Source organism: Corynebacterium sp. BF-R-2 (assembly GCF_024586525.1).
GTDB lineage: Bacteria > Actinomycetota > Actinomycetes > Mycobacteriales > Mycobacteriaceae > Corynebacterium > Corynebacterium singulare.
On record NZ_JAMFTP010000009.1, the window covers coordinates 107252 to 120317 of the forward strand.

The window sequence follows — 13066 nt, forward strand, 5'->3', positions numbered from 1 at the left end:
ACGCATGCCGAACTGGTAGCCGCAGAGGAGTGTCCTCGGCGCCTCGTCTGGGTCATCCCTCTGGAATCATAAAGTGCTCTAGCTAGGGTTAACTGGGGAGATGTCCGTTCGGTGACTACACTGTCTAACCATGACTAACCCGAGCGATACCACCGCCCACCGTTACACGCCGGAGCTCGCCGCGCAGATCGAAAAGGCCTGGCAGCAGTACTGGAAGGATAACGGAACTTTCCACGCACCGAACCCTGTCGGCCCGCTCGCGGAGGGAGGAGACCTCCCCGCTGAGAAACTCAACGTCCAGGACATGTTCCCCTACCCGTCTGGTGCGGGTCTGCACGTGGGTCACCCGCTGGGTTATATCGCGACGGATACTTATGCCCGCTTTAACCGCATGCTGGGCAAGAACGTCCTGCACACCCTGGGTTATGACGCCTTCGGCCTGCCAGCGGAGCAGTACGCTATCCAGACCGGTACGCACCCGCGCACCACCACGGAGGCGAATATTCAGAATATGCGTCGCCAGCTGGGTTTGCTTGGCCTGGGCCACGATTCGCGCCGTTCCGTCGAGTCGACGGATCCGGCCTACTTCAAGTGGACGCAGTGGATCTTCCTGCAGATTTACAACTCCTGGTTCGATGAGGATCAGCAGAAGGCGCGCCCGATGTCTGAGCTCATCAAGGAGCTCGAGGTGGGCAAGCGCACCACCAAGGATGGCCGCTACTACGCGGACCTTACTCAGGAAGAGCAACGCCACGCGCTTGATGAGTTCCGTCTGGTCTACCTGTCCAATTCCACCGTGAACTGGTGCCCGGGCTTGGGCACCGTGTTGGCGAATGAGGAGGTCACTGCGGAGGGTAAATCCGAGCGCGGTAACTTCCCGGTCTTCCGCAGGAACCTGAAGCAGTGGATGATGCGCATTACCGCTTACTCCGACCGCTTACTTGATGATTTGGACCTGTTGGATTGGCCCGAGAAGGTCAAGTCCATGCAGCGCAACTGGATTGGCCGCTCCCGTGGTGCGGAGGTCACCTTCCATGCGGAGGGCTACAACATTGATGTTTTCACCACGCGCCCGGATACCCTCTTTGGTGCGGAGTACGTGGTGCTGGCCCCCGAGCATGAGCTTGTCGATGCCCTCCTCTCCCCCATTCCTTATGACGATGACGTGGATGAGCGCTGGACCTTCGGACACGATGATCCGAAGGAAGCCGTGGAGGCCTACCGTGCCTCCATCGCCGCCAAGTCCGATCTGGAGCGCCAAGAGAATAAGGACAAGACCGGTGTCTTCCTGGGTACTTACGCCACCAACCCGGTTAACGGCAAGCAGGTCCCTATCTTCATCGCGGACTACGTCCTGACCGGCTACGGCACCGGCGCCATCATGGCGGTCCCGGCGCACGATACCCGTGACTATGAGTTCGCCACGGTCTTTGGTCTGCCGATCACTGAGGTCGTCGCTCCGCTTGATTCGTCGGACGAAAGCGCAGCGCAGTCCGGCGCTTATACCGAGTCCGGTAAGGCCGTGAACTCCGCCAACGATTCCATTGACCTCAACGGCATGTCCAAGGATGAGGCCATCGCCGCCATTATCCCGTGGTTGGAAGACCAGGGTACTGGCCGCGAGAAAATCCAGTACAAGCTGCGTGACTGGCTGTTTGCCCGCCAGCGTTACTGGGGTGAGCCCTTCCCCATCGTCTACGACGAGGCCGGCCAGGCCCACCCGCTTCCGGAGTCGATGCTGCCCATCGAGCTGCCGGAGGTAGAGGACTACAAGCCGGTGTCCTTCGACCCGGACGATGCCGACTCATCCCCGCAGCCGCCGCTCGCCAAGGCCCGCGAGTGGGTCGAGGTGGAGTTGGATTTGGGCCTGGGTGACGGCCCGCAGACCTACTACCGCGACACGAACGTCATGCCGCAATGGGCAGGATCCTCCTGGTACCAGCTGCGCTACATCGACCCGACGAATGACGAGAAGTTCTGCGATCTGGAAAACGAGCGCTACTGGACCGGCCCGCGTCCGGAGGAACATGGGGCCAATGATCCCGGCGGCGTGGACCTCTACGTCGGCGGTGTGGAGCACGCTGTTCTGCACCTTCTTTACGCCCGTTTCTGGCACAAGGTTCTCTACGATCTCGGCCACGTGACCTCGAAGGAGCCCTACCGCCGCCTCTACAACCAGGGCTACATCCAGGCCTATGCCTACACCGATTCCCGCGGCGTTTACGTCCCGGCCGCCGAGGTAGTAGAACGCGATGGCGCGTTCTACTACGGGGATGAAAAGGTCAACCAGGAGTACGGCAAGATGGGTAAGTCCCTAAAGAACGCCGTAGCCCCGGATGACATTTGCCGCGACTACGGTGCGGATACGCTGCGCGTTTATGAGATGTCCATGGGTCCGCTGGATACCTCCCGCCCGTGGGCAACCAAGGACGTCGTTGGTTCTCAGCGCTTCCTCCAGCGCCTGTGGCGTTTGGCCGTCGATGAGAATTCGGGCGAGCTGTCCACCACGGACGCAGAGCTTTCCGACGATGACCTCAAGCACCTTCACCGCACCATTGCGGGCGTGCGCGATGATTACGAGAATCTGCGCCTGAACACCGTGGTGGCCAAGCTCATCGAGTACGTCAACTATCTGACCAAGACGTACCCGAAGGGTGCTCCGCGCGCGGCCGTTGAGCCTCTGGCACAGTTGGTCTCCCCCATTGCCCCGCACATCGCGGAGGAAATGTGGAAGCGCTTTGGCCACGAGGACACTATTACCTACGAGTCTTTCCCTGAGTTCGACGAGAAGTACCTCGTTGATGATGAGGTAGAGGTACCGGTCCAGATCAACGGCAAGGTGAAGGCTCGCGTCATGGTGCCTGCCGACGCTGACCAGGCCACTGTTGTGGGCATTGCACAGAGCGACGAGCGCATTGCGCAGCTCACGGAGGGTAAGACTGTGGTGAAGGAGATTTACGTTCCTGGCCGCATGGTCAACCTGGTGGTGAAGTAGGCCCCTCTTCTTCATCCTGTGGTGTACCTAGGGGTGACGGGCCAGGTTCCAACTGGGTAACGATGCGGCTGAACGTATGGCCGCCGGGTAGTAAGCACGGTAAACATAAATCATGCACAACGACCCTTCCCTTGAGGAATACCGGCGCCACTTAGAAGCTGCGGAACGGGAGCTTCGTGATGCCCGCCGGTGGCTTGCTGAGCATGAGCAATCCCGCGCCCGTGGGGACGCGTCGAGGCCGTCGGGGCCCCCACGCGCGTCTCAGACGCCTCACCTAGGTCAGCAGCCTCGGCCACCGCACGTGGCCCAGACGCAGCAGCCTCTCCCCCAGGGTGCGCCACAGCTTCAGCGCCAACCCCAATCTTCTCCTCAATCTCCTCCTCAGGGTCAGCAGGAGGCACACCGCCACCAGCAGGCTTTCCGCCAGCAGCCGCAACCGCAGGCTCGCCCCCAGCAACTGCAGCAGCCGCAGCAGCAACAAATGCCGTATCAACAGCAGATGCAGCGCCAGCAGCACATGCAGCACCTCCAGACACAGCACGGGCAACCCCTGCCGCAGTGGCAACAGCGACCACCAACGCCACCAAAGTCGCCGGAAGAGAAAGAAAAGACGCTCATCGGCGTCGTTGCTATCGCCGGTACTCTCATCACGTTGGTGGGTATCGCTTTCCTGGTAGGTATGGCAATTCAGGCTGGGTTGCTGGGACCGCTTGGCCGCGTGGTTCTGGCCTACATGGTGTCCATTGCACTCGCAGGTGCCTCGTTGAAGTTCCGTGGCAAAGCACCGGAGGCAGGAACCACTGCCCTACTAGCTACCTCGCTCTATTCTGCGCTGGTGACAACGTTGCTCGTGGTGACGTGGTTGGGCTGGTGGCCGGCATGGTTCGGCGCCATCATCATGACCATGATTTACGCTGCGTATGTGGCTTTTGTGCACATCAAACCCGAGGGCTTCCATTCGTTGACGCAGATGTGGTTAGCCATCGGTATGGGATTTACAGCAGCGGTGTTGACGTTCACCTACGGTGGCAGCGCCTGGCCGGCAGTGCTCATGCCTCTCGTGGCTTTGGTGGCTTCAGCTCTGCGCAAGAACGATGTGCTCCGCGGTGTCGGCGCCGTTGCCCTGTTCTTAGTTGTCGCCGGTCTGCACCTGTGTGATGAACCTACTCCTGCAGCCATCAAGGCCACGGCTGCTGGGCTGTCCCTAGTTGCGCTCGTGGGGCTTTCTGTCCATTTCCGCACAGGCGTAAAAACTTTTGGCAACATAGTCGCTGGTTTCGTCGTGCCGGTATTGATGTTGATATTGGGTATGTCGCAGTTCAACTATGAGCCAGCTACGTGGATTATTGTGGCCTGTTTAGCAGGAGTCGTTGTTGTGGCGTGGGGACACACACAGGGCTGGATTGCTCTCGGGGCGGTTCCGCTCTTCTACGCATGTTCATTGATGGCGACGCGGTTTGATTTCTACAGTGACAGCATGATGAACCCCTCCGATGATCCGGTCCGGGTTTGGGGAAATCTTCTCCTGACGGCGCTTTTCTATGCTGCACTCATCGCCCTCCTGCCCTACCTCCGCCACCTCGTCCTCCACCTCACATGGGCAGTGAGCATTATGATTGTCGCTTACGTTCCCTGGGCAGCCACACTGTTCTCTGCCGGTGGATTCTATGAGGTGCCACGTCTGCCTATTGAAGCGGCACTGCTGGGTGCTGCTCTAGGGGCCGCATGGGTACGCCGGAAGACGATTTACGGTGTGGCAGGAAACAAATTCTACGCGGCTGTTGTCGCGCTGTTCGCGCTTGTCCTCAGCATGATTGCCGTGGTCGGTGTAGTCAGCGGGCTCGGTCTAGTCATTGGAGGCTACGATCTCGTGCAGCCCGCGTGGTACACCGGTCATGCGGTGGTGTCAGTGGCGTGGATGATGCTCGCCGCATTCCTCCTTATTAAGCGACAGGAAGGCTTCACTGGGCTGGGTATTCTGCTTGCCGTCGTGGCGACGCTGAAGCTCACCTTCTTCGATTTGGCTGCGCTGCCGGGTATTTTCCGCGCCCTCGCCTTCCTGTTTAGCGGTATTGTGCTGCTGGTCATTGCGGTGTACCGCGTGCGCTCCACGCCAACGGTGGAGCCCATGAAACAGCCTGCACAGCAGGAGCAGCAGCAGAATGCGGCTGGACCGCAACAGCCACGGAGCTAGTCCAGTTCTTGGTTGAGGTCGTCGCGCAGAGGGGAGAGCACGGCGGCCACAAAACCTTCATGACCAGGAGTAATGGTTGCTAGTTGGTTGTCGCTGGTGAGAATTCCCAGCGCAAAGAACAGGTCACGGGTGATGGCGAGAATAGGGTCCCAGTCCAGCTGGGTGGCCGTGTCACCACGCAGAAGATGGACAAGATCGAAACCCAGCTGCGGCGCGGTGTCCGAAAGGCAGTAGGCAAAAGGAATCGCCCTAAGAATCAGTTCTGTGGCGAACTGCGGATCGTGGGCCGCTTTTTCACCAAGCTCAGTGACGCGGATGGTTGAAGTGGTGCATTTGAGCCAATCTAGGTCAATGAAGAACTCACGCAAGTTCAACAGCGTTTCGTGGTAATCCTCGCGTTTAACGTGTTCATAGGAATTAGGCCTGGGCAGCCAGTCCTTCAAGCGCTGCACCGCAGCCTGCTTGAGGAACCCAGCGCCAGTAAGCCGCGGGTAGTCCGCAATGATGTCGAGGTAGCCGCGCACGCGCTGGCCGATCATCTGGACAGTGTCCTGGGAAAGCTCCGGTAGTGCGAAGCCTGGACTGAGTTCTGGGTAGGCCTCATGGATCTCCTCGCGCCATTGTTCGAGAAGCTCAGTGGGAAACCCCAGGGAGTCAGCATCGTCTGTGAAGTCATCCCAGGGCTGGGCGTTGAAGGGATCGAAGGGAAGGTCGGAGGCCAGTGAGGATTGGGTTCCTCCGTCGAGGTTTGCGGCTTCTGTGCCCATCGCTGCCAAGCGCTCCGCGATAGCCGGGTGATAGCACGTGGTCAGACGCTGATTGATCTGCTCAAGGGTGTAATTGGGGAAGAGCCGGAAAATGCGCTCCATGTCGTTCGGTGCAACGCCCATGTAGGCCATGGACGCCTGCACATCGAGCATCACGCTGAACATTGCTTGCGCGGACCCCAACTCCGTGACCAAGTCAGGGCCTTCCCCGGAGATCAGGGCAGGCAGGCCCATGACGACTCGCGAGGTGTCCGCGATGCTAATGGTGATGCACCAATCGCCCTCGGACGGGTGGTAGTGGATGTCCTCCCCGAAGGAATCGTAGAAGTCCGAGTCAATGATGGGGAAGATATCGATGGGCTCGTCATCGTCACGCACCATGAGCTGGCCGGGCTTAGACGGTTCGAGGCCAAGGGCTGCATGAACGATGATGATCATCTCACCCACAGTAAGTTCAGCGGGTGTTGCGACGAAGCGCGTCACCGTGAAGTACGGATTCTCCACCACGATGCGGACATTTCTAGCGAGGTTCATGTTTTACACGGTAGGGCAGGAGAGGGGATCGTGCTGGGCATCAGCAAGACTAAGTTCGCGCGAGCGCCTCGCCCACGCGTTTGCCCGAGTGAATGCAGCCGCCCAAGAAGGTTCCTTCCAGCGCATTCTTGCCGTGCATGCCGCCACCACCGAAACCGGAAGCCTCGCCGCACGCATACAGTCCGGGGAACACTGTGCCGTCCGCGTTGAGGCACTGGCCGTCGAGGTTGGTCTCCAACCCGCCGAGTGTCTTGCGGGTGAGGAAGCTGAGACGCACAGCAATGAGCGGACCCTTGGATTCATCGAGGATGCGGTGTGGGGGAGCGACGCGAATGAGCTTGTCACCTAAGAAGCCGCGCGCAACGCGAATGTAGTTGACTTGGGCATCCTTACTGAAGGGGTTGTCCAGCTGGGAATCGCGGTCTTCCAGGACTTTTCTTAGGTGGGCCTCCTCAATGGTGGGGGAACCCTCCGGTGCTAGGCGGTTCATTCCGGCGACAAGATCGCTGAAGTTGTCTTCAACGACCCAGTCGATTCCGTTCTCCATGAAGGCCTTCACCGCCACGTGCGTGCCCGGGCCCACCTTGCTGGCGAGTTTCTTGAGCTCCTTATCTGTGAGGTCCGGATTTTGCTCGGAGCCGGAGAAAATGAATTCCTTGCCCACGATGGCCTTGTTGAGCACGAACCAGGAATAGCCGTGGCCGGTCTGGCCGATGTGGGCGAGTGCCGCCAGGTTATCGGTGCCGGGGAAGAGGTTGGTGGGCAGGCGATTGCCTTCCGCATCGAGCCAGAGCGCCGAAGGGCCCGGGATGATGCGAATGCCGTGGCCAGGCCAGATGGGATCCCAGTTGGTCATGCCTTCGGTGTAAGCCCACATACGGTCGGTATTGACCACGGAGGCGCCAGCCTGCTGGGCGATGTCGATACCACGGCCGTCGACATGCGCGGGCACGCCCGTGACCAGCTCTTTCGGGCACTCACCCCAGCGCTCAGTGGGCCACATCTGGCGTACTTTCTCCAGGTTGCCGCCGATGCCACCGGTGGCAATCACCACAGCAGAGCCACGCAGCTCGAAGTGCTTGACGACGTCCCTCGTGCTCGCCTCTCCACGCGCCTGATTGGTGGGGGAGAGGACGCTGCCGCGCACGCCCACGACACGCGGACTGCCCGCCTCGTCGTTCTCGATGACGAGCTCATCCACGCGATGGCGGAAATGGAATTCCACCTGGCCTTGCTCCTCAGCGCGGAGGAGTGGCTCACGGAAAACGCGGACGACCTCGGGACCTGTTCCCCAGGTGAGGTGGAAGCGCGGCACGGAATTGCCGTGTCCGGACGCGTCACCAGAGCCGCGTTCTGCCCATCCAATAGTGGGCAGAACATTAAGGCCTAAGCTCTTGAGATAATCGCGTTTCTCGGTGGCCGCGAAGCGCACGTACTCGCGTCCCCATTTCTCACCCCAATAATCGTGGCGGTCCTCCTCGGTCACCGGGTCATAATCGGCGGAGTTGGCCCAATCCCGCCAGGCCAGCTCCTCGGAGTCCTTGACCCGCATCAAGGATTGCTCGGGAGAGTTGACGTAAAACAGTCCGCCGAGTGACCAGAAGGCCTGGCCACCGAGGTTGTTACGGTTTTCTTGTTCAAGGAAGATGACGTGCTTGCCACCTTTGATGGCCTCATAGCCGGCGACCATGCCGGCGAGGCCCGTGCCTACGATGATGACTGAGGTTTCGTTCATGGAAAGAAACTTTACGTGATGAAAGAACAGTTAGGGGGAGTATTCAGGAAGATGTGCAGAAACAATGAAGTTCCGGGATCTGTTCGTTGGGGGTAAATGGGGGCGTAAAGAGGACGTAAAGATTCGAGGCTAAAGGTGTAAAGATGCCGCAAAGAAAAGGTAAGTACAGCGGGGTGTGCTCCTAACGTCACTAGATGTCAGATGCCGATTAGGAGGCACTGATGCTCGGTGACACCCTCACTGAGCACGGACTAGTGCAGAACTTTGCACGCGCACAAGGGGGTCTCTCCCACATGTTGGACATTCTGGTCATCGTGATCGTGGTCCTAGCGTTCGGCGGTCCGTCCTCCATCAACGAGTTAATGGATGGAGACGCGTAGAACATGAACACCATCACAGCAGTCATCGGGCTCATCATTGTTGTCGCGCTCGTGGCCTATCTCATCATTTCCCTTATTGACCCGGAGCGTTTCGCATGATCGCTAGCATTGCGGCGGTGGCGCCGCAGTACCTTGCCCTACTTGCACTTCTAGCGGCGGCTTACGTGCCGCTGGGCAATTGGATGGCCCGTACATATACCTCTGACAAAGACTGGGCCGTGGAGCGCCTTGTGTACAGAATTTTGCGCATTGACCCTGACCGGGGGCATAACGCTAAGAACTACACTCGCGCTCTGTTGGGCTTCAGTCTGGCCTCAGTCCTCGTCCTTTATGCAGTGCAGCGGCTCCAGGCGGTGTTGCCAAGTTTTGGAAACGCCCGCGAGGAAGCCGTGGAGCCGTGGATGGCCTTCAACACTGCGGCTTCCTTTACCTCCAACACCAACTGGCAGTCGTATTCTGGTGAAGATACTCTGACCAATGCTTCGCAGATGCTGGGTCTGACCGTGCAAAACTTCGCCTCAGCCGCAGTGGGCATGTGTGTTGCTGTTGCCTTGATCCGCGGCATCGGTCACTTGGGTTACAGCCGCGATAAGTTGGCAACCGAGAATGGTCAGCACCTCATCGGCAACTTTTGGGTAGACCTCACCCGTGGTCTCGTCCGAATTCTGCTTCCCCTGTCACTCATCATCTCCACCGTGCTCATTCTCGGCGGCACCATGCAGACCTTTGGCTCGAACCTGGTTACGGAGTCCGGTGTAGATATTTCCCGTGCTCCCGTGGCCAGCCAGGAAGCCATTAAGCTCTTGGGTACCAACGGCGGTGGCATCTTCGGTGCCAACTCGGCGCACCCGTTTGAGAACCCGACCGGTTTTACTAACCTCGTGGAGATCTTCTCCCTGCTTGTCATCTCTTTCTGCATGATCCGCATGTATGGTGTGATGCTCAAGTCGCAGAAGCACGCGTGGACGCTGCTCAGCGTGGCTGGTGGTTTGTGGACCGTGATGGTTGTTCTGGTGACTTGGGCACAGCACACCCTTGTCGGCGGTGCGTCTCAGTTGGCAGGCGCCAACATGGAAGGTATCGAACAGCGACTAGGCATTGATGCCTCAGCACTGTTCGCTGTATCTACCACGGGTACCTCGACGGGTGCGGTGGATTCGATGCACGATAGCTATTCGCCACTGGGCGGTGGTCTGCTCATCCTCAACATGTTGCTGGGTGAAATCGCGCCGGGCGGTGTGGGTACTGGCCTCTATGGCCTGTTGGTTGTGGCCATCCTCGCGGTGTTCATCGGTGGCCTCCTAGTGGGCCGCACACCGGAGTTTATGGGCAATAAGATTGGCCGCAAGGAAATTTCAGCGGTCAGCCTGTACATCCTCACCATGCCGGTTCTGGTTCTCGTGGGCGTTGGTGCATCCGTGGCGCAGCGCAAGCTCGTGGAAGCCTCAGCGACCAACTTCGGTGCACCGGGAACGGCGGATAATGCCCACAGCCTGTCGGAAGTTCTCTACGCCTTTACCTCGGCGGCGAATAACAACGGTTCTGCTTTTGCTGGACTGACGGTGACTGAGCCCTGGTGGCAGATCACTTTGGGCTTGGCCATGCTGTTAGGCCGGTTCCTGCCCATTGTCTTCACCCTTTACCTAGCTGGAAGCCTGGCAGGACAGAAGCGCCAGGCCACCACCGCAGGCAGCTTACCCACCTCCGGCATTACCTTCTCGCTGTTGACTATCGGAGTAATCCTGCTGGTCGCAGCGCTCACATTCTTCCCTGTCCTCACTCTGGGTCCCATTTCGGAGGCACTATCATGACAACCCAAACCATCACCGCTGAGTCGGATAAGACTCCTCGCAGCAAAGCTCCGGAGAAGAGCAGTGGCCTCGCGGCTGCGGCGCTGAAAACGCTTCCGAGCAAAATGTCCCCGCTCGCCCAAGCACGCAACCCCGTGATGTTCGTCGTGTGGGTGGGCGCGGCACTGACCACTGTGTGGTCCATCATCAACCCCAGCTTTTACGGATGGGTCGTGACGGTATGGCTGTGGTTCACCATTGCCTTTGCCGCCTTCGCCGAGGCCTATGCCGAAGGCCGTGGCAAGGCCCAAGCAGACAGTCTGCGCTCTGTGCGCGATGATGCAACTGCCAATCTCATTACTGACTCTGGCATTGAAGTGGTCCCCGCGTCCGAGCTGACCAAGGGTGCCATCGTGCGTGTAGAAGCAGGGGAGACCATCCCGGGTGACGGTGACGTCATCGAAGGTGCTGCCACCGTGGATGAATCGGCTATTACGGGTGAGTCGGCCCCTGTGGTCCGCGAAGCCGGCGGTGACCGCTGCGCCGTGACCGGCGGCACCGTGGTGCTCTCTGATTCCATCAAGGTCAAAATCACCTCCGAACCGGGCTCCACCTTCGTTGACACCATGATCGCCTTGGTGGAGGGCGCGGAACGCCGCAAGACTCCGAACGAGATTGCGCTGAGCATCTTGCTCTCCACGCTGACCATTCTCTTCCTCGTCGCCGTCACTGCGCTTGCCCCGATGGGTCTGTTCACCGGCGCGGAGCTTTCGCCACTATCCCTTATCGCTTTGTTGGTCTGCCTAATTCCTACCACCATTGCCGCCCTACTTTCTGCAGTTGGTATCGCCGGTATGAACCGCCTCGTTCGTCACAACGTTCTGGCCACCTCCGGCCGTGCGGTGGAGGCGGCTGGTGACGTCGCTACGCTCCTCATGGACAAGACTGGCACCATCACCTACGGAAACCGCCAGGCAACCGGCCTGATTGTGGCTTCGGGAGTTAACGAGCGCGAGGCAGCAGCGATTGCTCGCATTTCCTCCCTGGCGGATGAAACCCCAGAAGGCCGCTCCATCGTGGCCTGGCTGACTGAAAACTACTCTTTGTCCAGTGAAGGAGATGCAGAAGCGCGGAGTGCGGAGGTCGTTCCATTCAGTGCGTCGACGAGAATGTCCGGTCTAGACCTGGCTCACCGCAAGCTGCGCAAGGGCGCTGGCGATGCCGTACGTAAGTGGGTTACTGAAGCAGGCGGCACCTGGCCGCAAGAGATCGAGGACTCAGTAACCCAGATTGCACAAGACGGTGGCACCCCGCTGCCTGTCGCCGTGGAAGAATCCGATGGCAGCCGCACGGTAATTGCGGTAGTGCAACTGAGTGACGTCGTCAAGCCCGGCATGGCCGAGCGTTTCGCTGAACTGCGTCAGATGGGCATCAAGACCATCATGGTTACCGGTGACAACCCGCTGACCGCAGCAGCTATTGCCAAGGAAGCCGGCGTCGATGATTACATCGCCGAAGCTACGCCGGAGGACAAGCTCGCCCGCATCCGTGAGGAGCAGGCACAAGGCCGCATGGTGGCCATGACCGGTGACGGTACTAACGACGCCCCAGCGCTGGCCCAGGCGGACGTAGGCGTGGCCATGAACACTGGTACCTCCGCGGCGAAGGAAGCTGCGAACATGGTGGACCTGGATTCCGACCCGACAAAGCTCATCGATGTCGTTCGAATTGGCAAGCAGCTGCTTATCACCCGCGGCGCGTTGACTACCTTCTCCTTGGCCAATGACTTGGCGAAGTACTTTGCCATCCTGCCGGCGCTCTTCTCCACACAGTTGCCGCACTTGGAGCGCCTCAACGTCATGCACCTGCATTCTCCTGAGTCCGCCATTGTTTCCGCAGTTGTCTTCAACGCGCTCATCATCGTCGCGCTCATCCCACTGGCGCTCAAGGGCGTGTCCTACAAACCGGCCTCCGCGTCCTCACTGCTGCGTCGAAACCTCGGCATCTGGGGTCTCGGCGGTGTCATTACCCCCTTCATCGGCATCTGGGTTATCGACCAAGTCGTCTCCCTCCTTCCCGGCCTATAAAGAAAACCTGCAAAGAAAAAGGAAACGATAATGCGTGTTTATCTGCGTAATCTCATCGCCGGATTCGTCGCCGTGCTCTTATGCGTCGTCGCACTCGGCATGATCTACCCGGCCGCAGTGTGGGGAATATCTCGCATCACCCCGAAATCTGCCGAGGGCAACCTTGTCTACCAGGGTGAATGCCTGGTCGGTTCCAGTCAGATTCAGGATGGCGTGGACGATGGGCCCTACTTCTTCACCCGCGCGGAAGGTATGAGTAACTACGGCACATCAAGTACTGAGCTAGAAAGGGCCATCCGGGAACGCCGAGAGGAAATTGCTCAGCGCGAAGGCGTATCCGTGGAGCAGGTGCCTGCCGACGCCGTTACCGGATCCGGTTCCGGCGTGGATTCCGGCATCAGCCCCGAGTACGCGGAGCTGCAGGCTCCGCGTGTGGCCCGGGAACAGGGGATGAGCGTCGAAGACGTGAAGAAGCTGATTGCAGACAATACTGAGCATGCCAGCCTGGGTTTCCTGGGCGAGGACACGGTAAATGTGACCACACTCAACATTGCATTGCCCACGCCTACCCCCTGCCCATAAAG

10 protein-coding genes are annotated in these 13066 nt (G+C 59.4%); 7 read left to right on the top strand and 3 right to left on the bottom strand.

Going from position 1 to position 13066, the window contains the following annotated elements; genetic code table 11:
- Positions 1-130 precede the first annotated feature (130 nt).
- Positions 131-2995 (top strand): leucine--tRNA ligase, encoded by a 2865-nt coding sequence (leuS, locus tag M5J09_RS07880; protein ID WP_257157500.1) that lies wholly within the window; start codon positions 131-133, stop codon positions 2993-2995.
- Between the two features lie 274 nt (positions 2996-3269).
- Here the strand turns inward: leuS and M5J09_RS07885 are convergent, their stop codons facing one another.
- On the bottom strand, positions 3270-3512 hold the full coding sequence (locus M5J09_RS07885) for a hypothetical protein (RefSeq protein ID WP_257157501.1): 243 nt from the start codon (positions 3510-3512) through the stop codon (positions 3270-3272).
- On the opposite strand from M5J09_RS07885, the gene M5J09_RS07890 reads away from it, so the two are divergent.
- Positions 3513-5189: a DUF2339 domain-containing protein gene (locus M5J09_RS07890; protein ID WP_257157502.1), complete on the top strand. Its 1677-nt coding sequence runs from the start codon at positions 3513-3515 to the stop codon at positions 5187-5189.
- On the opposite strand, the gene M5J09_RS07895 is transcribed toward M5J09_RS07890, so the two are convergent.
- Entirely contained in the window at positions 5186-6490 is a 1305-nt protein-coding gene (locus tag M5J09_RS07895; RefSeq protein WP_257157503.1) for a hypothetical protein, read from the bottom strand. The two genes, M5J09_RS07890 and M5J09_RS07895, sit on opposite strands and share 4 nt — an antisense overlap.
- 49 nt (positions 6491-6539) lie before the next feature.
- Positions 6540-8225, bottom strand: coding sequence for an FAD-binding dehydrogenase (locus M5J09_RS07900; protein WP_257157504.1), 1686 nt, complete (start codon positions 8223-8225; stop codon positions 6540-6542).
- Between the two features lie 221 nt (positions 8226-8446).
- On the opposite strand from M5J09_RS07900, the gene M5J09_RS07905 reads away from it, so the two are divergent.
- The 5 genes from M5J09_RS07905 to M5J09_RS07925 are packed head-to-tail and all read left to right on the top strand — an operon-like array spanning position 8447 to position 13064.
- On the top strand, positions 8447-8605 hold the full coding sequence (locus M5J09_RS07905; protein WP_158407812.1) for a hypothetical protein: 159 nt from the start codon (positions 8447-8449) through the stop codon (positions 8603-8605).
- 3 nt (positions 8606-8608) lie between these two features.
- Positions 8609-8704: a K(+)-transporting ATPase subunit F gene (gene kdpF, locus M5J09_RS07910; protein WP_039672809.1), complete on the top strand. Its 96-nt coding sequence runs from the start codon at positions 8609-8611 to the stop codon at positions 8702-8704.
- Positions 8704-10416 carry a potassium-transporting ATPase subunit KdpA gene (gene kdpA, locus M5J09_RS07915; protein ID WP_374982113.1) on the top strand — a complete coding sequence of 571 codons (1713 nt, stop codon included), beginning with the start codon at positions 8704-8706 and terminating at the stop codon, positions 10414-10416. The genes kdpF and kdpA overlap by 1 nt, the downstream gene beginning before the upstream one ends.
- Positions 10413-12482, top strand: coding sequence for a potassium-transporting ATPase subunit KdpB (gene kdpB, locus M5J09_RS07920; RefSeq protein WP_042532840.1), 2070 nt, complete (start codon positions 10413-10415; stop codon positions 12480-12482). Before kdpA ends, kdpB begins: the two co-directional genes overlap by 4 nt.
- A 30-nt stretch (positions 12483-12512) precedes the next feature.
- On the top strand, positions 12513-13064 hold the full coding sequence (locus tag M5J09_RS07925; protein WP_042532838.1) for a potassium-transporting ATPase subunit C: 552 nt from the start codon (positions 12513-12515) through the stop codon (positions 13062-13064).
- Positions 13065-13066: the final 2 nt, after the last annotated feature.